This is a genomic window from Micromonospora costi, assembly GCF_003626655.1.
Taxonomy (GTDB): domain Bacteria; phylum Actinomycetota; class Actinomycetes; order Mycobacteriales; family Micromonosporaceae; genus Micromonospora; species Micromonospora costi.
Genome location: NZ_RBAN01000001.1, coordinates 466385 through 489022 on the forward strand (window position 1 = coordinate 466385; position 22638 = coordinate 489022).

At 73.6% G+C, this 22638-nt stretch carries 15 protein-coding genes; 8 read left to right on the forward strand and 7 right to left on the reverse strand.

Going from position 1 to position 22638, the window contains the following annotated elements; translation table 11 throughout:
* Window positions 1-128 precede the first annotated feature (128 nt).
* Together D7193_RS02180 and ctaD are read right to left on the reverse strand one after the other, a co-directional pair.
* On the reverse strand, window positions 129-1319 hold the full coding sequence (locus D7193_RS02180; protein WP_377456411.1) for an FUSC family protein: 1191 nt from the start codon (window positions 1317-1319) through the stop codon (window positions 129-131).
* A gap of 42 nt (window positions 1320-1361) precedes the next feature.
* On the reverse strand, window positions 1362-3365 hold the full coding sequence (gene ctaD, locus D7193_RS02185; RefSeq protein WP_120779185.1) for an aa3-type cytochrome oxidase subunit I: 2004 nt from the start codon (window positions 3363-3365) through the stop codon (window positions 1362-1364).
* A gap of 186 nt (window positions 3366-3551) precedes the next feature.
* On the opposite strand from ctaD, the gene D7193_RS02190 reads away from it, so the two are divergent.
* The 3 genes from D7193_RS02190 (at window position 3552) to D7193_RS02200 (ending at window position 8549) form a co-directional block, all read left to right on the forward strand.
* On the forward strand, window positions 3552-6704 hold the full coding sequence (locus D7193_RS02190; RefSeq protein WP_120779186.1) for an AfsR/SARP family transcriptional regulator: 3153 nt from the start codon (window positions 3552-3554) through the stop codon (window positions 6702-6704).
* Between the two features lie 67 nt (window positions 6705-6771).
* On the forward strand, window positions 6772-7752 hold the full coding sequence (locus D7193_RS02195) for an ATP-binding cassette domain-containing protein (protein WP_120777695.1): 981 nt from the start codon (window positions 6772-6774) through the stop codon (window positions 7750-7752).
* Window positions 7749-8549 carry an ABC transporter permease gene (locus D7193_RS02200; RefSeq protein WP_174242532.1) on the forward strand — a complete coding sequence of 267 codons (801 nt, stop codon included), beginning with the start codon at window positions 7749-7751 and terminating at the stop codon, window positions 8547-8549. The genes D7193_RS02195 and D7193_RS02200 overlap by 4 nt, the downstream gene beginning before the upstream one ends.
* Window positions 8550-8622: 73 nt before the next feature.
* Here D7193_RS02200 and D7193_RS02205 read toward each other — a convergent pair whose 3' ends face one another.
* The 4 genes from D7193_RS02205 to D7193_RS02220 form a co-directional block, all read right to left on the reverse strand.
* Complete coding sequence (locus tag D7193_RS02205; protein WP_241562788.1) at window positions 8623-9258, reverse strand: TetR/AcrR family transcriptional regulator; 636 nt, start codon at window positions 9256-9258, stop codon at window positions 8623-8625.
* An 87-nt stretch (window positions 9259-9345) separates the two neighbouring features.
* A complete protein-coding gene (locus D7193_RS02210) occupies window positions 9346-11745 on the reverse strand; it encodes a PEP/pyruvate-binding domain-containing protein (protein WP_120777696.1) in 2400 nt (799 codons plus the stop codon).
* 88 nt (window positions 11746-11833) lie between these two features.
* Window positions 11834-12628, reverse strand: a complete 795-nt coding sequence (locus D7193_RS02215; protein WP_241562789.1) for an FkbM family methyltransferase — start codon at window positions 12626-12628, stop codon at window positions 11834-11836.
* 55 nt (window positions 12629-12683) lie between these two features.
* Window positions 12684-13007 (reverse strand): nuclear transport factor 2 family protein, encoded by a 324-nt coding sequence (locus D7193_RS02220; protein WP_120777697.1) that lies wholly within the window; start codon window positions 13005-13007, stop codon window positions 12684-12686.
* A gap of 148 nt (window positions 13008-13155) precedes the next feature.
* Here D7193_RS02220 and D7193_RS02225 point away from each other — a divergent pair, with 148 nt between their 5' ends.
* Together D7193_RS02225 and D7193_RS02230 are read left to right on the forward strand one after the other, a co-directional pair.
* Window positions 13156-13665, forward strand: a complete 510-nt coding sequence (locus tag D7193_RS02225; protein WP_120777698.1) for a winged helix-turn-helix transcriptional regulator — start codon at window positions 13156-13158, stop codon at window positions 13663-13665.
* Window positions 13666-13845: 180 nt separating this feature from the next.
* The gene (locus tag D7193_RS02230; protein ID WP_120777699.1) at window positions 13846-15714 is read left to right on the forward strand and encodes an adenylyl cyclase; all 1869 of its coding nucleotides are present in this window, start codon (window positions 13846-13848) and stop codon (window positions 15712-15714) included.
* Window positions 15715-15795: 81 nt separating this feature from the next.
* Here the strand turns inward: D7193_RS02230 and D7193_RS02235 are convergent, their stop codons facing one another.
* Window positions 15796-17025 carry an alcohol dehydrogenase catalytic domain-containing protein gene (locus tag D7193_RS02235; RefSeq protein ID WP_120777700.1) on the reverse strand — a complete coding sequence of 410 codons (1230 nt, stop codon included), beginning with the start codon at window positions 17023-17025 and terminating at the stop codon, window positions 15796-15798.
* 267 nt (window positions 17026-17292) lie between these two features.
* Between D7193_RS02235 and D7193_RS02240 the strand changes: the two genes are divergently transcribed.
* The 3 genes from D7193_RS02240 (at window position 17293) to D7193_RS02250 (ending at window position 22563) form a co-directional block, all read left to right on the forward strand.
* Window positions 17293-18684: an MFS transporter gene (locus D7193_RS02240; protein WP_120777701.1), complete on the forward strand. Its 1392-nt coding sequence runs from the start codon at window positions 17293-17295 to the stop codon at window positions 18682-18684.
* 70 nt (window positions 18685-18754) lie between these two features.
* The gene (locus D7193_RS02245; protein ID WP_120779190.1) at window positions 18755-19624 is read left to right on the forward strand and encodes an alpha/beta fold hydrolase; all 870 of its coding nucleotides are present in this window, start codon (window positions 18755-18757) and stop codon (window positions 19622-19624) included.
* A 110-nt stretch (window positions 19625-19734) separates the two neighbouring features.
* Complete coding sequence (locus D7193_RS02250; protein ID WP_120777702.1) at window positions 19735-22563, forward strand: M14 family zinc carboxypeptidase; 2829 nt, start codon at window positions 19735-19737, stop codon at window positions 22561-22563.
* The last annotated feature ends 75 nt before the right edge of the window (window positions 22564-22638 follow it).

Below are 22638 nucleotides of genomic sequence, written 5' to 3' on the forward strand. Positions count from 1 at the left end.
CTGACCCGCCCCCCACACCCCGGCCCGCCCCTCCCCGGCCCTCCCATCCCCCGCGATCTTGCAGTTTGTGCCCCTGTAACGCGGCGTTCGGGGCTTTTGCCGGGGCAGAAAGTGCAAGATCGCGGGGGTCAGGGGCGGGTCATGGGGCCGAAGGAGTCGCGTACCAGGCGGTTCGCGTCTTCCTGTTCGACGCCGGTCGCCACGAGGAGGTCGCTCGTGGTGGTGCGCACCTGGGCGACCACGACCGCCCCGGAGAACCCCACACCGGCCCGGTAGGCGCGACCCGCCTCGCTCACCGCCCGCAGCGCCCGCTCGCGCGCCTCGTCCGGCTCGTCCGCGGTCGCGAACTCACGCCTCAGCACCCGGGTCGCCTCGGCCAGCAGCAGGACGGCGACGGGCAGCGCCTCGGGGATCGGCTCCTCGTCCTCGATGAGGGTCACCGTCCGGCGGATCAGCGTCCCGCTGTTGCGCATGGCTCGGTCGACCGGCTCGACGGCCCGCGCGTACCGCCCCACCGGGCCCTGCCGGCTCTCCCACCGCACGGGCGAGAGCGTGCTGGCCTCCCGCGCCGCCTGCGCCGCCTCGTTGAACGCCGCCACCTCCTCCTTGTTGTCGCGCAGCCGGTCGAGCGCCGCCTGCGCGGCGGCCGCGTCGCGCCGCCGCAGGGCGCCGGCGGTCACCTCGAGCTGGTCGGCGAGCAGGTCCAGCGCCGGTGAGCCGGCACGGTTGATCACGCGGAGCGGGTTCAGCGGCAGCAGCACCGCCGTGACCGCCATCGACACGCCCCCACCGATGAGCGCGGCCAGGAAGCGGGGAAACTCCAGGTTCTCCACGACGGGGCTCAGCGTGCCGATGAGCACGGCCGTGGCCGCGGACTGCACCATCAGCGCCGGGCCGCCGCCGACCACCACCGCCACGACGATGGCCAGCACCACGATCAGGCCGAGCTGCCAGGCCCCCGTCCCGAGGAAGTAGATCAGCAGGTCGCCGATGAAGACGCCGACGCTGACGCCGACGATCAGTTCGACGGTACGGCGCAGCCGCTGGCCCACCGACGCCGCGAGCGCGACCACCGCGGAGATCGGCGCGAAGACGGGCTGCGAGATGTGCAGCACGGTGTCGGCCACGAACCAGGACAGGCCCGCCGCGAGCCCGGCCTGTACGGCGAGCATGCCGACGGCACGCATCCGGCGCCCCCGCTCCCGGAGGGTGCCCGCCAGCCGGGACCGCAGCGGCGCGAGCCGGGCCACCAGGGTCCGCCCGGGCGCACCGGCGCCCGTCGGTACGCCCCCACTGCCCCGCGGACCGGCGTCGACCACGGCCGCACCTACCCAGTGGCCGCCGGATCAGTCCTGCCGCCGTCAGCGGTCGCGCTCGTCGTCCTCGTCGCCCGGGTGGCGCCACCCGGGCGGCGCGCCCTCGGCGTGCTGGGCGTCCAACGGGTCCTGGTCGGCCTCCTGGGTGTGCTCGAAGCTGGGCCGGCGCACCTCGTCCGGGCTGGGGACGTCGATGGGGCGGGCGCCCGACTGGGGAAGCGGCTGGTACGTCTCCACCTCTTCGACCCCGTGCGCGCCCGTGGGGCTGGGCGTCTCCGGCCGGCGCCCCTGCCGGTGCAACTCGTCGTGCAGCTCCTGCGGTGGCCTCGCGGCGCGCTGCGGTAGGTCCCGGCCGAGGTCGGCGACCATGGTGCCGTACTTGGCGTCGAAGGCGGGGCGTTCGGAGCGGATGCGGGGCATCCGGTCGAAGTTGCGCAGCGGCGGCGGGCAGGTGGTGGCCCACTCCAGGGAGTTGCCGTACCCCCAGGGGTCGTCGACGGTGACCATGGTCCCGTACCGCCACGACTTCCACACGTTGTAGATGAAGAAGAGCGTGGACGCGCCGAGGACGAACGAACCCAGGGTGGAGACAGTGTTCAGGATGGTGAACCCGTCATCGGCCTGGTAGTCGGCGTACCGCCGGGGCATGCCCTCGTTGCCGAGCCAGTGCTGCACGAGGAACGTGGTGTGGAAGCCGACGAACATGGTCCAGAAGTGGACCTTTCCGAGGCGTTCGTCGAGCAGCCGCCCGGTCATCTTCGGGAACCAGAAGTACGCCCCACCGAAGGCGGCGAAGACGATCGTGCCGAAGAGCACGTAGTGGAAGTGGGCGACCACGAAGTACGTGTCGGTGACGTGGAAGTCCACCGGCGGGCTGGCCAGCAGCACACCGGTGAGCCCGCCGAGCAGGAAGGTGACCAGGAAGCCGATGGCGAACAGCATCGGCGTCTCGAAGGTGATCTGCCCCTTCCACATGGTGCCGATCCAGTTGAAGAACTTCACCCCGGTGGGCACCGCGATCAGGAAGCTCACGATGCTGAAGAACGGCAGCAGCACCTGCCCGGTGCCGAACATGTGGTGCGCCCACACCGTCATCGACAGCACCGTGATCGCAATCGTGGCGAGCACCAGACCCGTGTAGCCGAAGATCGGCTTGCGGGAGAACACCGGAATGATCTCGCTGATGATGCCGAAGAACGGCAGCGCCACGATGTAGACCTCGGGATGGCCGAAGAACCAGAACAGGTGCTGCCAGAGCATCGGCCCACCGGTCGCCGCGTCGTACACGTGCGCGTTGATCAGCCGGTCCGCGCCCAGCGCCAGCAACGCCGCGGCCAGCAGCGGGAACACGAGGATCACCAGCACGCTGGTCAGCAGGACGTTCCAGGTGAAGATCGGCATCCGGAACATGGTCATGCCGGGAGCGCGCAGGGTCACGATCGTGGTGATCATGTTGACCGCGCCGAGGATCGTGCCGAGGCCGGAGATGACCAGTCCGACCAGCCACATGTTGGCGCCGACCCCGGGCGAGTTGTCGACGTCGCTCAGTGGCGAGTAGGCGAACCAGCCGAAGTCGGCCGCGCCCCCGGGCGTGATGAAGGACCCGGTCACGATGGCCCCGCCGAACAGGTAGAGCCAGTACGCGAGTGCGTTCAACCGCGGGAACGACACGTCCGGGGCGCCGATCTGGAGCGGCACGACGTAGTTGCCGAACGCGAACACCAGGGGCGTCGCGAACAGCAGCAGCATGATCGTGCCGTGCATGGTGAACAACTGGTTGTACTGCTCCGGCGACAGGAACTGCAGGCCCGGCCGGCCCAGTTCGGCCCTTATGAACAGGGCCATCACCCCGCCGATCAGGAAAAACAGGAAGGACGTCGTCAGGTAGAGCAGGCCGATCTGCTTGGCGTCGGTGGTACCGAGAAGCTTGAGCAGCGTGGCTCCCGGCACCGGACGCCGGAACGGGCCGGGATAGCCGCCGAACTCCGCCGGGGCCAGGACCGCCGGCTGGCGGTCCTGCCCGGGCTCTGCCTGTGCCCGATTCGGCATGATCTGCTCCGAGTAGACCGTACGCGAGTTTGTCCCTCCGACCATCGCACACGATCGGGATATCTCAGGCGAGTTGGGTGAAAGGGCCCTTCCGACGGACGAGGTCACCTCCACCGGCCATCCCGTGTCGAGAGCGGGCCCGGCACGCGTACCGGCGTCCCGGTGTGCCTGGGCGAGAATGGCGGCGTGCGGTTCGGCATCCTGGGCACGACCGAGGTCGGTACGACCGACGGTCGCCCGCTGCCCGTCGGCGGGCCGCGGTTGCGCGCGCTGCTGGCGCTGCTGCTGCTCGACGCCGGGCGGGTGGTGTCCCGCGACCGGTTGGTCGACGGCCTCTACGGCGCCGAACCGCCGGCCGGGGTGGCGAACGCCCTGCAGTCGCAGGTGTCCCGGCTGCGCCAGGTGCTCGCGGCCGGGGCCGCGGACGCGGTCGAGTTCCACCCGGCGGGCTACCGGCTGGCTGTCGACCCGGACGACGTCGACGCCCACCGGTTCGTCCGGCTGGCCGACGCCGGCCGCGCCGCCCTCGACGCCGGCGACCACCGCCGAGCCGCCGACCTGCTGCGGACGGCTCTCGGCCTGTGGCGCGGCGAGCCGCTCGCGGACGTGGCCGACGCGCCGTTCGCGCCGGCCGAGGCGGCCCGCCTGCGTGATCGCCGGCTGACCGCGGTCGAGGACCGGATCGAGGCGGAACTCGCGCTGGCCGAGGCGGGGCGCGCCGGGGCGCTGGTGACCGAGCTGCGGGAGCTGGTGGCCACCGAGCCGCTGCGGGAGCGGCTGCACGGTCAGCTGATGCGCGCCCTGCACGCCGACGGCCGCCGGGCCGAGGCGCTCGCCGCGTTCGCCGACCTACGGCGGCTGCTCGCCGACGAGCTGGGCGCCGACCCGTCCGCCGAGCTGGTCGCGCTGCACACGGCCCTGCTGCGCGACGACGGCGTCCCCACCCCGGCCGCGCACCGGCTGCCGAGCCCGGTGAGCAGCTTCGTGGGCCGCGAGGAGGAGCTGCGCCGCCTCGCCAAGCTGCTGGGCGAGGCCCGGCTGGTCACGCTGCACGGCCCCGGGGGCGCCGGGAAGACCCGGCTCGCGCTGGCGGCCGCACAGCGGTACGACGGCGAGGTCCGCCTGGTCGAGCTGGCCGCGCTGCCTGCGGGGGCGGAGGTCGCGCCGGCCGTGCTCGCCGCGTTGGACCTGCGCGACGGCGCGCTGCGCGTGCCGGGCGGTCCGCGCGACGTCACCGACCGGCTGGTCGCGGCGCTCGCCGACCGCCGGCTGCTGCTGGTGCTCGACAACTGCGAACACGTGGTGGCCGACGCCGCCCGGGTCACCGCCCGGCTGCTCGCCGCCGCCCCGGCGGTCCGGGTGCTGGCCACCAGCCGGGAACCGCTCGGCCTCACCGGCGAGGCGCTCTGCCCGGTGCTCGGCCTGCCGGTGCCGCCCACCTCCGCGCCGGCCGACCTGGCCCGCGAGTACGCCGCCGTACGGCTCTTCGCCGAGCGCGCCGCCGACGTGGCGCCGGGCTTCACCGTCGACGCCGGCACCGTGGCGGCGGTGCTACGGATCTGCCGTACGCTCGACGGCCTCCCGCTCGCCGTCGAACTGGCCGCGGCCCGGCTGCGGGCGCTGCCGGTCGGCGAGGTGGCCGCCCGCCTGGACGACCGGTTCCGGCTGTTGAACCGGGGCAGCCGGGAGGCCGCCCCCCGGCACCAGACGCTGCACGCCGTGGTGCGGTGGAGCTGGGACCTGCTCGACGAGCCGGAGCGGCGGCTGGCCAGCCGGTTGAGCGTGTTCGCCGGTGGGGCCGACCTCGCGGCGGTGGAACGGGTCTGCGGGCCGCTGGGTGCCGACGTGCTCGACGTGCTCACCAGTCTCGTGGAGAAGTCCCTCGTCGACGCGGGCGACGGCCGCTTCCGGATGCTGGAGACCGTACGCGCGTTCGCGGCCGAGCGGCTCGCCGAGGCGGGCGAGGCGGACGAGCTCCGGCGGGCGCACGCCGCGTACTTCCTCGACCTGGCCCGGGCCGGCGACGCCGGGCTGCGCGGTCCCGGGCAGCTCGACTGGCTGCGCCGGCTCGACGCGGAGCGCGACGACCTGCACGCGGCGCTGCGCGCCTCGGTCGACGCCGGCGACACGGACCGGGCACTGGGCCTCGTCGCCGCGCTGACCTTCTACTGGTGGTTGCGCGGCCTGCGGGGCGAGGGGGCGGCGCTGGCCCGCCGGTTGATCGACCGGCTCGACGGGCCCCCGTCGGGGCTCGCCGAGGAGTACGCGCTGTGCCTGCTGGTCACCACGCTGAGCGGCTTCGGCGGGCCGACCTCGCCGGACGTCGGAGCGGCCAGCGACATCCTGTGGAGCCTGGGGCGACCGCCCCGGCACCCGTTCCTGCTCTACCTGTCCGGAATGGCGGGCGGTCCGCCGCCGCCGGAGCGCCAGGCGCTGCTGCTCAGTGGTGAGGCCCGCGACGTGCTGCTCGGCGCCGAGCCGTGGAGCTTGGCCCTCGGCTCGCTGGGCACGGCCATGGTGTGGTTGCTCGACGGCCGGCACGACAGGGCCCGCCGCGAACTGACGCTGGCCCTCGACGGCTTCCGCGCGATCGGTGACCGCTGGGCCATGATCCTCGCGCTCAGCACGCTGGCCGAGGCCGCCTACCGGGTCGGCGACCCGGCGGCGGCCGCCGGGCCGATGGCGGAGGCGCTGCGTCTGGCGGACGAACTCGGCTCGGCCCTCGACACGGCGGAGCTGCTGCGGACCCGGGCGGACGGGCAGCTCGGTGTCGGCGACCTGGCCGGGGCGGAGGCCGACTACCGGCGGGTCGTGGAGGTCGCACAGCCGGCCGGCGCGCCGGAACTGGTCGCCGCGGCGCACTACGGCTTCGGCGAGATCGCCCGCCGGCGCGGCGACCTGGCCGGGGCGCGGCAGCTCTGCGAGCAGGCGGTGGCGGAGTGCCCGAGCGGCTGGTTCGGCGCGGAGGTGGTGCGCCTCGCGGCCCTGGTCGCCCTCGGGCAGGTGGAGGACGCCCTGGGGGACGCGCCGGCGGCCCGCGCCCGGTACCGGGAGGTGCTGGGCGCGACGATCGGCATGTGGGACGCGCCGACGGTGGGTGCCGCCGTGGAGGGCCTGCTCGGGCCGGTGCTGCGCCGGGACGGCGCCGCCCGCGCCGCGCTACTGCTCGGCGCCGCGACGGCCGTGCTGCGCGGCACGGGCACCGACAGCGCCGTCGAGGGGACACCGGTGGCCGCGGAGACCCGCGCCGGCCTCGGCGGGGAGCGGTTCGCGCGGGAGTTCGCGCGGGGCGCGGCCCTCGACCGGGACCAGGCCCTGGCGCTGCTGGACGCCGGCTGACGGCGTAGGGGTCGGGCCGTCAGCGGACGGTGCGTGCCCGGTCAGTGCCGGCGGCGACGCTGCCGGCATGAATCACGAGACACCGGCCGTCGTGGCCGACGGCCTACGCAAGACGTACGGCCGCACGCACGCCCTGGACGGGTTCGACCTCACCGTTCCCGCCGGCTCGGTGTGCGGGCTGCTCGGCCCGAACGGCGCCGGCAAGACCACCGCCGTACGCGCCCTGGCCACCCTGCTCCGCTTCGACGGCGGCCACGCCCGGGTGGCCGGGTACGACGTGACCCGCGACCCGGAGCGGGTGCGCGCGGCGATCGGGCTGACCGGGCAGTACGCGGCCGTCGACGAGACGCTCAGCGGGCGGCAGAACCTGGTGCTGTTCGGCCGCCTGAGGCACCTGCCGGTACGGGTGGCCCGGCGGCGGGCCGACGAACTGCTCGACCAGTTCGGGCTCGCCGACGCGGCGGACCGTTCGGCCGGGACGTACTCCGGGGGTATGCGCCGCCGCCTCGACCTGGCCGCCAGCCTGATCACCCGGCCCCGGGTGCTGTTCCTCGACGAGCCGACCACCGGCCTGGACCCGCGCAGCCGCAACGGCCTCTGGGACGCCGTACGGTCGTTGGTCGCCGAGGGCACCACGGTGCTGCTGACCACGCAGTACCTGGAGGAGGCGGACCAGCTCGCGGACCGCATCTCGGTGGTGGACGCCGGCCGGGTGGTGGCCGAGGGCACCTCCGCCGAGCTGAAGGCCCGCAGCGGCGCGGACCGGATCGAGCTGGTGGTCCGGGACGCCGGGCACCTGCCCGCCGCGGCGCGCGTCGTCGAGCGGGTGGCCGGCGCACCGGTGACCCTGGACCGGGAGATCCGGCAGCTCAGCGCCCCGGTCACGGACCGGATCACGGCGCTCGCGGACATCCTGCGGGCGCTGCGGGACGCCGAGGTCCCCGTCGAGGACGTGGTCCTGCGCCGGCCCACGCTCGACGAGGCGTTCCTGCACCTGACCGGGCACCGCGCCGCCGGCGCCCGCGAGCGGGCGGAGGTGGCGGCATGACTGCGGGACGCCTGGGCTGGGCGATCACCGACGGCTGGGTGATGACCGGGCGGAACATGCGCCACGTGATCCGCTCGCCCGAGGAGATCGTCCTCTACTTCAGCCTGCCGATCATGTTCGTGCTGGTCTTCGGGTACGTGTTCGGCAGCGGCATGGCGGTACCCGGCGACGGCAGCTACCGGGAGTTCCTGCTGCCCGGCGTGTTCGTGATGACCATGCTCTACGGCCTCGGCGCCACCGCGTCCCAGATCGCCGTGGACGCCGGCCGGGGTGTGGTCGACCGGTTCCGGTCGCTGCCGATGGCCCGGTCCGCACTGCTGACCGGGCGGGCCGGCGCCGACGTGCTCCGGGCGCTGCTGGAGCTGTCCGTCCTCGTGGTCTGCGGTCTGCTGGTCGGCTGGCGGTGGCGCGACGGGCTCGGCGACGCGCTGCTCGCGGTCGGTCTCATCCTCCTGCTGCGAGTGGCGCTCACCTGGGTCGGCATCCTGCTGGGCCTGCTCGTGCCGAACCCGGACACGGTGTCGGTGATCGTGTTCCCGCTCGCCTTCCCGCTCACCGCGCTCTCCAACGTGTTCGTGGCACCGGAGCTGCTGCCGGACTGGCTGGGCGCGGTCGCCGCGTGGAACCCGCTCTCGGCCACCGTGGCGGCCGCCCGGGAGCTGTTCGGCAATCCGGGGATCGGCGGCGACTCGTGGGCGGCCCAGCACGCGCTGCTGCTGGCGGTGGGCTGGCCGGTGCTGCTCATCGCGGTGGTCGCGCCGCTGGCCGTCCGCCGCTACCAGCGACTGAGCCGCTGAGCCGGCGCCCGACGGGGAACGGCCGGGTTCGCCGGGTACGGCGCCGCGGGGCCGCAGGCACGGCTCCGCGGCGTCACGCCCGACCGGCGGGCCGGCGTGCGGCCACGTCCGGCCGCGCGGGGGCCGCCCCCGCCGTCTCGAACACGATGTCGAGCTGGGCGTCCAGGGCGGCCAGGGCCTGGTCGGCGGTGTACTGGCCACCGAGCAGGTAGATGCCGAGACCCTCCATGAGGGCGAGCAGCCCCGCCGCCCGCTCCTCGGCGTATGGGCCGGGGAGCAGACCGGCCACGAAGGCCACCAGCTCCCGGGTGTCCTCGTTCAGGCCGGCGGCGGCGTCCGGGCGCACCGCGGCGTACGCGAGGAAGGCCAACGCCACCCGTCCGTCGGCACGGGACTCCTCGGTGAGCGGCAGCAGCGCCGTGATCATCGTGCGCAGCAGCAGCCGCGGCGGCGGCTCCTCGCCCAACCCGACGACCGCCTCGGTCACGCGGGCCTGGGTCCGCTCCCGCACGACGGCCATGGCGAACGCCATCATCTCGTCCTTCGTCCGGAAGTAGTGCTGGACCATGCCCGACGAGACGCCGGCCTCGGCCGCGACGTGCCGCAGGCTGACCGCTTCCATACCCTGCCGCGCGGCCACCCGCATCAACGCGTCGGCGATGAGCGTGCGCCGCTCGTGGCGGTCGACCTTCTTCGGCATGGCCTCCATGCTGTCACGGTGGGGTCGGGTCGTTGATCGTCCGAGGCCGCGGCGGGCCGGCGTCGCCGGAGCGCGCCGGCCCGCCGGCTCACCGGGTCAGGGCGTCACGGTCACCGTGCCGGCCGCGGCGTCCACCGTCACGATGTCGCCGGTACGGATCAGCCGGGTGGCGTCGGGCACGCAGATGACGGCGGGGATGCCGTACTCGCGGGCGACCGTGGGACCGTGCGCCATGACGGCGCCCGTCTCGGTGACGAGCCCCGCGGCGGTCAGGAACAGCGGGGTCCACCCGGGATCGGTGGTGGGCGCCACCAGGATCTCGCCGGGTTCCAGGTGGGCGGTCGCCGGGTCGTCGACGACGCGCGCCGGCCCGGTCGCCACCCCGGCCGCCGCGCCGACCCCCCGCAGCGCGCCCGCGGTCCCGGTCGGGGCCGGCAGCACGGCTTCGAGGTCGGTGCCGTCGGAGAGCAGGGCCACCGGCACGGTCCGACGGCGCAGCTCCCGCCGGTGCACGGCGCGGCGGGCGGCGACAATCGGGCGGTGGTCGACGCCCTGCCGCACGGCCTCCGTCGCCTCGTCCAGGGTCAGGAACATGATGTCGTCGGCCTGCGCCAGCAGGCCGCCGTCCGCGAGTTCGGCGCCGACGAGCAGCAACTCACGGCGCATGGCACGCAGCCGGTACAGGCCGGCGAACTTGCCGGCCTCGCGCAGGCCGGCCAGCGACCGCGCCCGCCGCAGCAGGAAACCGGCGAGACGGCCGCGGACCGGTCGCCGCCGGCGGGCGCGGGTCACGACGTCGGCGAGGGTGGCCTCGGCCACGGCGGCCGCCCGGGCGAAACGCCGGTCGGGCGCCTGCTCGGGGTCGGTCACCCGCAGGTAGTTGGCGATCATCGCGAAGACCGGGGCCGGGTCCTCGTCCCAGCGCGGCACGCCGAGATCCACCTCGGCGACGGCCCGGTGACCGTACCGGTCCAGGAACGCCGCCATCCCGATGTCCGGGAGGGTGCCCCGCCGGTACCGGTCGGCCAGCTCGTCGGGCGGTGTGGTGAGCAACAGGTCGGCGTGTGCCCGGGCCCGCTCGGCGACCCGCCACAGCGCGAGGTCCATCTCGATGGTGACGTTGTGCGGCATCCCGCCGAGCACCCTGTCAATCTCGTCACGGCCGGCCACCTTGCCCAGCAGGTGGCCGGGCAGCGTGGCCGCCAGCATGCCGGCGACGATCGGCCAGACGATCTCGTCGGGGCCGTCCGACGTGTCCTGCTCCCGCACGAACCGGAGCCGCTCGGCGGCCGTACGCGGACCGGGCGGAGGGACCGACTCGGCCGCGAGCCGCTCGACCTCCCGGAACAGCCGGGTGCGGGCGGCCTCCGGTCGGGCCAGCGCGCGGATCACGCCGACCAGCGCCCGCAGGGCCGTACGCGCCGCCGGGCCGCCGGTCCCGCGCTTCCGGCGGCCGGGTCGCGGGGCGAAGCGGGGGTCGGCGAGCGCCCGCTCCACGACCGCCTGGGCGCGCGGGCCGAAGTCCACCGCCATGAGCTTCACGAGCCGCTTGCGGGCGGACGGGTCACGCGCCAGGTCGGTGAGGTCGCCGTAGAGCCGCCCGCCGATGTCGGTGACCTCGGCCCGGAGCCCGATGCTCGCCAGCATCGCCGCGACCAAAGACCGGAGGGTGGACATGCCCATCGGGGTGACCGGTCGCAGCATGCCCTGGACGTGCCCGAACTCCACGTAGAGGCGCGGCTCCGGGTCGTCGGTCGCGGGCGGGAGGGGGAACAGGGTGGTGATCGGCCGTGCCTGGAGCACCCAGAGGACGCCGTCGCGGTCGTACGCCCACTCGACGTCCTGCGGGCCGTCGAGGTGGCGCTGGAGCCGGTCGCCCACCTGGCGCAGCTCGTCGAGCTGGTCGGCCGTCAGCGTGCCGTGGCCGGACGGTTCTGGCCCGTCGAAGACGTACCGGTCGACGTGCCCGGTGCCGTCCACCACCGAGGCACCGGGACCGGCCGCGGCCTCCACCACCATCTCGGTGCGGCGACCGGTCACCGGGTTCGCGGTGAAGAGCACCCCGGCGACGGCCGGTGCCACCATGCGCTGCACCACGACGGCCATCCGGACGGTCCGGTGGTCGATGCCGTGCGCGTCCCGGTAGGCGACCGCACGCGCGGTGTGCAGGGAGTGCCGGCACTTCTCGATCGCCGACAGCAGGTCGGCGGTCCCGGTGACGTCCAGGTAGGTGTCCTGCATCCCCGCGGAGCTGGCGTCCGGCAGGTCCTCGGTCGTGGCGCTGGACCGCACCGCCACCGGCCCGGCGCCGAGCCGGCGGTACGCCGCCTCGATCTCCGCCTCGGGAAGCACGTCCGAGTCGTGGGCGGCGGCCGTGACGCAGAAGCCCTCGGGCACCCGTTCACCCAGCCGGATCAGCTCACCGAGCCCGGCCGCCTTGCCGCCCACCGTGTCGATCATGTCCCTGGTCAGGTCGGACAGCGCGATCACCCGCATCGGACGCCCCTCTTCGCAATACGACTGCATTGCAAACAACCGTACGCGTTTCGCAATGCGAGTGCAATGTGAAGCCGAGCGCCCGGGGCTACGAGGGGTGCCGCAGGGACGCCGGGGACCGGCAGTAGACGTCCCCCGAGTTGGTCTCGTGGGGCAGTGACGCCAGGTGCGCCGCCATGCGCGTCGCGGACATCCACCGCGGCGACGCGAGCGCCATGGTGTCCCCCAGCGCGAGGTTGAAGGCGTGGAAGCCCAGCGCGGTGAGGCGGCGCAGACAGCGGCGCGCTACCTCGCGCCCGATGGTGGTGAACTCGAACGACAGCGCCGGCAGCGGACGGGTCAGGCCGGCGAGCACCGCGTCCTCGAACCCCTCGACGTCGATCTTCACGAAGGCCGGTACGCCGTGTTCGGCGATGAGCCCGTCGAGCGTCACGGCGGCAACCTCGATCCGGGTGTCCCACCGCTCGTGCGCCCACCCCCGCGCGCCGTCCGCGGCACGGATGAAGTCGGCCGAGGCGGTCGAGATCGTGGGGTTGGCGGAGTTGACGTTGAACGGGACGCGACCCGCCCGGTCGCCGCAGACCGCCTCGACCACGGTGACCGCGCCGTCGCGTCCGTAGATCGCGTGCAGCGCGGTCGCGCAGGGCCGCTGCGGCTCCACGGCCACCACGCGGGCGCCGAGCCGGCGGAAGCTGCCGACCCGGTCGCCCACGTGCGCACCGACGTCGAAGACGAGATCCCCGGCCCGGACGAAGCGCGCGTAGAACGCGTCCATGGCCGCGTCCCGCGCCGGGTCACCGTAGTAGACCTCGAGCGAACGGCGGAGGGAGACGGTTGCCGGATCCGTCTTCAATGCCTCGATCGCACCGGTTCGGGCGTCCACTGACCGAATCTAGCCCGGCCGAGCTGGAAAGATGTTCGCTTCCGCGCGGCAGCGGTCAGGGGGCGATCCGCAGCCGGTGGATGCGGTCGTCGTCGTACTCCTCGAAGCGGAACCGCAGGCCGGCGAACGGGCTGCCCGGGAAGTCGCCGGTGATGGTCGCGGTGACCACGGTGCCCTCCGGTGTGTCCTCGACGTCGGTGATCTCGTACGAGACCAGGGGCGCCTCCCGGCGCCAGGCGCGGATCTCCTCGAGGCCCCGGTACGTCCTCCCCTCGTCCTCCACCACGGCGTCGTCGGCGAAGAGCGCGAAGTACGCGTCCTTGTCGGGCTGGCCGGCGAGGGCGAAGTAGCGGCGGATGATCTCGGGTGTCGTGGCCATGGGGGCTCCTGTCGGGGTGCGGCGTCAGAGCGTGGGAACGGTGCCCCTCGCAGGGCAGCACGGGACGGACGCCCGGGACGTCGTACAGTTACTGCTGAACTGGAAGTGAGTCGCTTCGACATTAGCACCAGCTCGGTGAGGAGCACAGATGGCCGGGAAGATCCGCCTGGAGGACCGCGAGTGCCCGCTGTCCGCGACGCTCGGCGTGGTCGGCGAGTGGTGGACGCTGCTGATCCTGCACGACGCGTTCGACGGCTACACCCGCTTCGAGCAGTTCCAGGAGAACCTGCGGATCTCGTCGAGCATCCTGACCAGCCGGCTGAAGACCCTCACCGCCAACGGGCTGCTGGAGCGCCGCCGCTACCAGACCCGTCCCGACCGCTACGAGTACGTCCTCACCGACCTGGGTCGCAGCCTGCGCCCCGTGATCGTCACGCTCGCAGCCTGGGGCAACTCGCGTCTCGAACCGGGGCAGCGCAGCATGATCCTGGTGGACCGGGAGACCGGCGCCGAGGTCGAGCCCGTGGTGGTCGACCGGGCCACGGGACGCCACCTCGACCCGGAGAACTTCGTCTTCGCCGCCGGCCCCGCCGCGAGCGAGGTCATGCGCTCCCGGTACGCGGACGTCGTGCCGCCGGCGAACCGCCCGCCCCGTTGACGCGAAATCGCCGCGTGACCGTGGCGCGCGGCGCGTTCACGGGGTAGAAACATGCCGATCCCTTTTTCTCTGGCGTGATAGAAGTCGGAGGTTCGTGAGAGCGCTCTCTACACGCCTTCCCCCTCCCCCACGTCGCCGTGTTGCGGGCCGGTGCCCGGCACGGCGGAGAGGACGACCCGGATGACCCACCACCCACGCGTCCGGCCTTTCGGCCGGGCGTTCGCCCTCGGCCTGGTGCTCGCCACCGCCGTGAGCGCGACGGGCCCGGCCGCCAGTGCCGCCCCGCCCCCGCACGGCGCACCGGACTTCGGCCCCCACGTCACGATCTTCGACCCGAGCATGCCGGTCGCCGAGATCCAGGCGGCGCTCGACGCCACGCACGCGCAGCAGGTCGGCAACGAGATGGGCACCCAGCGGTACGCCTACCTGTTCAAGCCGGGCAGCTACGGCACACCCGAGCAGCCGCTGCAGATCAAGGTCGGCTACTACACCGAGATCGCCGGCCTCGGCGCCTCCCCCACCGACGTTCAGATCAACGGCAAGATCGAGGTCTACAATCGCTGCCTCGAGAACGGCGGCACGAGCAACTGCCTCGCCCTCGTCAACTTCTGGCGTACGCTGTCGAACCTCTCACTCACCGTCAACGCGGCCGGCCAGGACGGCTGCCGCGCCTCGGCGAACTTCTGGGCCGTGTCCCAGGCGGTGTCGATGCGCCGCCTCAACGTCACCGGCGGCGGGCTGTCCCTCATGGACTACTGCACCGCCGGCCCCCAGTACGCCAGCGGCGGCTTCATCGCCGACTCGCGGCTGCCCGCCACCACCAACGGCTCACAGCAGCAGTGGCTGACCCGCAACAGCGAGGTGGCCGGCTGGTCCAACGCGGTGTGGAACCAGGTCTTCGCGGGCGTCGTCGGCGCACCGGACGATGCCGGCTTCCCCGACCCGCCGTACACGACGCTCGACACCACCCCGCTCAGCCGGGAGAAGCCGTACCTGTTCGTCGACGGCACGGGTCGCTACGCAGTACGCGTCCCGGCCGCGCGGCGCGACACCCGTGGCGTCTCCTGGGCCGACGGCCTGACCCCCGGCCGCACCATCGGCATCGACGACTTCTTCGTGGCCAGGCCGTCCGACTCGGTGCGGACCATCAACAGCCAGCTCGCGCGCGGCAAGCACCTGCTGCTCACCCCCGGGGTGTACGACATCGCGCGCAGCATCGAGGTCAAGCGGCCGGGCACCGTGGTGCTCGGCCTCGGCCACGCCACCCTCACCGCCGTGAACGGCTCGGTGCCGCTGGACGTCGCCGGCGTGCCCGGCGTGGTGGTGGCCGGCGTGACCATCGACGCCGGCCTGCGGGAGTCGCCCGTCCTGCTGCGGGTCGGGCAGCGGCACGGCCGCAACGCCAGCGCCGCGGACAACCCCACCACCCTCTCCGACGTGTACTTCCGCGTCGGTGGGCCGCACATCGGCCGGACGAACATCGCCCTGGAGGTCAACAGCGACAACGTGCTCATCGACCACACCTGGGTCTGGCGCGGTGACCACGGCGTCGAGGGCTTCACCGAGGGCGTGAACGGCGACACCGACCGCTGGCGGACCAACACCGGCCGCTACGGCGCGGTGATCAACGGCGACCACGTGACGGCGACCGGCCTGTTCGTCGAGCACTTCCAGCGGTACAACACGGTCTGGAACGGCGAGTACGGCACCACGGTCCTCTACCAGAACGAGCTGCCGTACGACCCGCCGACGCAGGCCGACTGGATGCACGGCGACGTGGAGGGCTTCGCCGGCTACAAGGTCGGCGACCGGGTGCGGCACCACACCCTGTACGGCGGCGGCGTGTACGTCTTCAACCAGAACAACCCGTCGATCCACACCGAGAACGGCTTCGAGGTGCCGGAGACGCCGGGGGTGCGGCTGCACCACATCATGACCGTGAACCTCAGCGCCGGCACGATCGACCACGTGGTCAACGGCGTGGGCGAGCCGGCCGACACGACCCGGGTCGGCGCCCCGGTCTACGTGGCGGAGTACCCGGTCCCGTGACGGCCGCGGTTGGGTCGGCGCGCCACGCGGGGCGCCGGCCCACCCGGTGGTCGGCGCGCGTACGGGCGCCGCCCGGCCCACTCAGGCCCGTTGCAGCGCGGGACTCACCTGCAACGCCACCTTCAGCCAGCCGGGACTGCGCAGGTCGAACTCCCGGTACGCGGCGAGCGCGTCGTCCAGCGGCTCGTGCTGGGTCAGCATCGTCTCCGGGTCGACCAGGCCCGACTCCACCATCGACAACAGCCGCGGGATGTACCGGGGATGGTTGCCGTTCCCGGTCCGGACGGTCAGGTTGCGACTCAGCGCCGTCCCGATGGGAAAGAAGCGGTCGGTCGCCGGGTACACCCCGACGACGCCGAGCGTCCCCACCTTGGCGAGGCTCTCGATCGCCCAGGCGTGGGCCTGGCTCGGCGCGTCGCCCGGCTTCCAGCGTCCGTCCTGCTGGTTGGTCTGCGGGGCGATCTCGCGCAGTTCGGCGCGGTGCCGGTCGTCGGCCTGGCGGGCCGCGTCCGCGGCCGGGCCCGACTTCGGGCTCTCCGCGTCCACACCGACCGCGTCGATGGCGCAGTCGACCCCGATGCCCAGCGTCAGCTCCATGATCGCCTCGACCGGGTCGGTCTCGTTGACGTTGACCACCTCGGCGCCGAGCATCCGGGCCCGCTCCAGCCGGTCGGCGTGACCGTCGATCGCGATGACCCGCCCGGCGCCCCGCTGGAACGCGGACAGGACCGCGAACTGCCCCACCGGCCCGCAGCCCCAGACCGCCACGACGTTGCCGTCCGAGACGCCGGCGATGACGGCGGCGAAGTAGCCGGTGGGATAGATGTCGGACAGGGGGATCGCCTGCGCGTCCGAGATCGAGTCGGGCAGCTGGAACAGGTTCGTGTGGGCGGCCGGGATGCGGGCGAACTCGGCCTGGAGGCCGTGGAACGGGCCCTGCGCCTCGGGTGAGCCGAACGAACCGGTGCCGGAGCGGGAGCCGTACGGGTTGATGGTGTCGCACTGGGCGAAGTAGCCCCGCCGGCAGTATGCGCAGGCGCCGCACCCGAGGACGGCGGAGACCAGCACCCGGTGGCCGGGCCGGAGGTTGCGTACGTCCCGGCCGACCTCCTCGACCACGCCGACGCCCTCGTGTCCGAGGATCTTGCCCGGTTGCATGCCGGGCACGGTGCCGCGGATGAAGTGCAGGTCGGTCCCGCAGATGGCCGCGGTGGTGATGCGGACGACGGCGTCGGACGGTTGCTCGATCCTCGGCTCGGGCACGGTGTCGAGCCGGATGTCGCCCACCCCGTGGAACACGATTGCCTTCAACGCTCCGGCTCCTTCGCTTCGCTGCGGCCGGGCCCACTCCGCCGTCGGACGACCCGCGGCGCTTTACCCCTGCGGCACCGCGACAAACAGAGCGCCCGGGACGCGGACCCCGCCGGTACGGCCGTCCGGACCGGTGCGCTGGGCTAGCCTCGGGGCGGGGACGGCGCCCGAACCCGCGCCCATTTCGCACTCCCTTCCGGCGGCTCACGGCACCTGCGAGCCCGGCCGCCACGACGACCGAGTCTCGGCTTCGTGCGAAGGGCGCAGATGACCGTTCGACCGCAGGACGGACCCTGGCGGTCCGGTGACTTCCGGCTCCTGGTGGCCGGCCAGACGGTGACCCAGCTCGGCACCGACGTCACGGGACTGGCCTTTCCGCTGATCGCCGTCCTGCTCCTGGACGCGACCCCGTGGCAGCTGGGCGCGCTGGTGGCCGTGCAAAACGGCGCGTTCCTGCTGGTCGGGGTGCCGGCCGGGGTGTGGCTGGACCGGCGGCGGCTGCGGCCCGTGCTCATCGTGAGCGACCTCGTCCGGTGCGCGGCGCTGGTCACCGTCACCGTGGCGGCCGCGCTGTCCTGGCTGACCCTGCCGCTGCTCATGGCGACGGCCGCGGTCATGGGCGTGATGCGGGTGCTGTTCGACATCGGCCACCAGTCCTACCTCCCGACCGTGCTGGGCCGTCGACACCTTCTCGAGGGCAACTCGGCCGTGGAGACGGTCCGCTCGTCCGGCCAGGTGGCCGGCCCCAGCCTCGGCGGGTGGCTCACCCAGTTGGCCGGCGCGACCAACACGCTGCTGGTCGACGCGGCGAGCTTCCTCGTCAGCGCCGCCTGCCTGGCGCGGATCCGGACGCGGGAGCCGGCCCCGCGGCGCACCGGCCGGGCCGGGCCGGTGCACGAGGCCCGCGAGGGGCTGCGTCTCGTGCTGGCCAATCCGGTCCTGCGAGCGATCGCCGTCACCAGCGCCCTGTCCAACCTGCTCTTCGCCGCCGCCACCGCGCTGCTCGTGCTGTTCCTGGTCGACACCGCCGGGTTCGCGCCCGGTACGGCCGGCATGCTGATGTCCGCCGCCCCGGCCGCGGCCCTGTTGGGCGCCGCCACGGCCACCCGGCTGGCCCGCCGGTTCGGATCGGCCCGGATCATCTGGCTGTCGCTCGCGGTCACCACCCCGCTGAACCTGCTCATCCCGCTGACCGGGCCGGGCTGGGGCGCCGCGTTGTTCGTCGCGGGGATCGTCGGCGGCGGTCTCGGCCAGGTCGTGTACGGCATCACCCAGGTCACGTACCGGCAGACGGTCGTGCCCGCCCGGTTCCTGTGCCGGGTGAACGCGAGCATGCGCTTCCTCGTGATGGGCGCGATGCCGCTGGGCGGCCTGCTCGGCGGCGCGCTCGGTGACGCCGTCGGCGTGCGCACCACCCTCCTCGTCGTCGGGGTCGGGCTCGTCCTCGCGCCGGTCCCGCTGCTGCTGTCGCCTCTGGGCCGGGCACGCGAGCTGGACGAACTGGCGCCACGCCCGGAGGTCGAGCGACCGCCGGTGACGACCACCGGGGCACGCGCGGGCCGGCACCGGCGTCGACCGGCGACCACGCGGCCCGGCGGTCCCCGGCATCCCGCGCCGGGTGGCCGGCGCGCGGCGCGGCGTACCTCCACGGGATCGTGACCGCGCGAACCGCAGCGCCCTCGCCGAGCGGGTCCCCACCGCACGCGCTCACGGTTCGTGGTACGACACGATGGTGTTCCCGGGGTTCACCAGCGAACGGATCTCCGCCGGCAAGGTGGCGATCCACGTCCGTCGCGGTGGGGACGGTCCGCCGCTGCTGCTGTTGCACGGGTACCCGCAGACCCACGTGACGTGGCACCGGGTCGCGCCGGAACTCGCGCGGCACTTCACCGTCGTCTGCACCGACCTCCGCGGCTACGGCGACAGCGACAAGCCGCCGGGCGGCGGCGATCACCGCATCTACTCGAAACGTGCCCTGGCGCTCGACCAGGTCGAGGTGATGCGACGCCTCGGCTTCGACCGGTTCGCCGTCGGCGGTCACGATCGAGGCGCCCGGGTGGCCCTGCGGCTCGCCCTCGACCATCCGGACGCGGTCTCCCACCTGGCGCTCCTCGACATCGTCCCCACCCGGACCATCTACGACACGATCGACCAGCGGCACGCCACCACGGTGTGGCGTTACTTCTTCCTGATCCAGCCGCACGATCTGCCCGAGCGGCTCATCGGCGGAGACCCGCAGGGGTACCTGCGCTGGACGCTCGACGAGTGGTGCGGGACGCCGGGCGCGCTCGACGGCGCGGCGACGGCCGAGTACGAACGGTGCTTCGACCACGCCACCATCCACGCCAGCTGCGAGGACTACCGGGCCGGCGCGACCATCGACCTCACGCACGACCGCGCGGACGCCTCCCGGACGCTCGCCTGCCCGACGCTCGCCCTGTGGAGCCGTGGGGGCATCGGCAGCGCCTACGACGTGCCCGGGATCTGGCGCGCCCGGGCGGAACAGTTCACCGGCGGAGCGCTCGACTGCGGGCACTTCATCCCGGAGGAACGGCCGCGGGAGACCGTCCAGGCCCTCCGCTCGCTCCTCGCCACCTGAACGGGCGCGCCGGCCGGCCCCGACTCGGTGCCTATCGGATCTTGACCGCCCGAATCGGCAGGTCATAGGCTCGCGTCAATGTGAGCCATTTCCCGGGAAGGGAAACCTGCATGGCCCCGTCGATGCGTCCGCTCCGTACTCTCTCCCACCGCCGGCTCGCGAGTGCCGCCGTGATCGCCCTGCTGGCCGGCACGGTGCCGCTGCTCGGCGGCACCTCGGCCGGAGCCCGGCCCCCGTCCCCCGCCCACTGCTCCACGGACCCGACCGCCCGCCTCGCCGGCGTGCCGAGCCCCGAGAAGGTGCTCGGCTTCCCGCTCGGCCTCGGCCAGCAACGCGCCGTCACCACCGACGAGGTCGACACCTACCTGCGTGCCGTCGACACGGCCTCGGACCGGGTCGTCACGGGCGTGCTCGGCAGCAGCGTGCTCGGCCAGCCGCTGCCGTACGCGGTGGTGTCGAACGAGCGCAACGTCCGGCCGTCGGTGCTGCGGAAGATCGCCGACGACGTCCGGGACCTGCGCGACCCGCGCCGGACCAGCCGGAGGGAGGCCGCGCGGACCGCGGCCGACAGCCCCGCCATCGTGTGGGTGGCCGGCAACGTGCACGGCGGCGAGAAGAGCGGCGCCGACGCCGCGCTCAAGACGCTGTACGAACTGGCCGCCGGCCTGTCCTGCGCGGTCGCCGAGCGCAACGACAATCTCGTCACGATCATCGTGCCCACCCAGAACCCGGACGGCCGCGACGCCAACCGGCGGCAGAACGAGTTCGGCTTCGACCTGAACCGGGACTGGTTCGCGCGCACCCAGCAGGAGACCGACAGCAAGCTGGAGCTGATGCGCCGCTACCCGCCGCAGGTGTTCGTCGACGCGCACGAGATGACCGGCTCGCAGTACTTCTTCCCGCCCAACGCCGACCCCATCCACCACGAGATCTCCGCCGAGGCCGTGGACTGGATCAACCGGATCGGCGAGGCCAACAAGGCGGGCTTCGGCTACAACGGCGCCTGCGGCGGCGCCGTCACCACCGAGTGCTACTTCAACTACGCGAGGTACGACCTCTTCTTCATGGGCTACGGCGACACCGTCCCGGCCACCGGGTTCGGCGCCGCCGGCATGACCTTCGAGAAGGGCAGCGCCTCCGCGGTCGAGGATCGGGTGCAGCAGCAGTTCCACACGCAGTGGTCGACGCTCGGCTGGGCCGCGGCGAACCGGCACGAGGTGCTGAGCGACTACTACCGGATCTGGACGGACGCGCTCGCCCAGGGCCGGGCCGGCGCGCTGGAGCCGAACGAGGTGGTGCAGCCCACCAACGAGGTCCAGTTCCCGGTGCCGGACCTGCGGATCCGCTCGTACTTCCTGCTCCCCCACCGGCAGCTCGCCGACGTGCGGCAACTGGTCGAGCGGCTGCGCCGGATGGACGTCGAGGTGTACGAGGTCCAGAAGGAGACACAGGTGCCCACGGCGCGGATCTTCGGCGGCCGCAGCGCCCGCAACGTCACGGTGCCGAAGGGCGCGTACTGGATCCCCATGGACCAGCCGCAGAAGCACTGGATCCAGGCGATCATGGGTGAGGATCCGTACACCCCGTTCCCGTACTTCTACGACGTGTCGTCCTGGAGCAATCCCCTGCTCATGGGCGTGCCCACGATCTACACCGGGGACGACGTGCGGCCGAAGGCGCAACTGGTCCGCCGGATCTCGGGCGGCGCGGCCGGCCGCGCCACGGTCCGCGGCTCGTACGACTACCGGCTCGACTCCGCCGCGGCGGCCGAGTTCACGTTCCGGCTGCTCGGCCGGGGCGTACACCTGGTGCGCGACGTCGACACGGCCGTGGTCCGGTTGCCGGCCACGGCCCTGACCCGGGACGTCGACGGCCTCGCCGAATCGCTCGGCGTGACGCTGACCCCGAGCGGGCCGGCCACCGGCACGCCGCTGAGCCGGCCCGACGTCGGTCTGTTCTCCGGCGCCGGCATCTCCACCACCTCCGGCTCCCACGGCGAGGCCCGGTACGTGCTCGGCAAGCGCTGGGGGCTGGACCTGACACCGGTCACCACGGCCGACATCAACGACAACACCCCGGCGTTCACCAGCCGCACGGTGCTGGTCGTGCCCGACGGCAACAACCCCACCGGCGGGCTGACCGCCGCCGGGCAGGCCAACCTGCGTGCCTGGGTCGCCCAGGGGCACACCTACGTCGGGCTGCGCAACGAGGGCACCCGGCTGGCCCGGGCCGCCGGGCTCACCTCGACCACCGAGAAGCCGAAGCCGGGTCCGGCCGAGTACCAGGTGATCGGCTCGCACCTCCGCGTCGACGTCGACCACGACAGCCCCGTGGCGTCGGGCCGGCCGGCCGAGGACTTCCAGTTCAACAACAGCGATCCCATCCTGACCGCCAGCACCACGGGCACCAACGTGCTCAGCTACCCGGTCGGGGAGACGTTCTGGGCGAACGGCTACACGGTGGGCGTCGACGCGCTGCGGGGAACGGTCGCCGTGGTGGACGAGCCGACCGGCGCCGGGCGGGCGGTGCTGTTCGCGTTCAACCCGCTGTTCCGGGCGTACAACGAGAACGGGCTGCACCTGGTGGCCAACGCGCTGCTCTCCCCCGCGACCGGGGCCGGGCCGTCCGGCCGCACCGCGCCGCCCAGCGCACCGGGCGTCGACCCGGCCCGGGCCCGCGCGGCCGCGGCGCCGGTCGCCGAGGACCTGGGCGGCGGCTGGCGGTCGATCACGATCGGGGTGGCGAGCGGGGACCTGGCCCGCGCCCGGGCGATCGTGCAGCGGTTCACCGGCGAGGCCCGGGTGTCCGCGGCGGGCGACGCCGCGTACCTGGTCATCCCGAACCGGGAGGGCCGGCAGGCGGACGAGCACCCGTTCCTGGGTGACCTCGTGCGCGCCCTGCGGGAGAGCGGGGTGCCGCTGCGGTCGCTGGTCGCCTGAGCCACCTGACGGTCCGGCCGGCGCACGCCGCGTCGGCCGGACCGCCGGTCGGGCAGGGCGGACCACCCCGCTCGT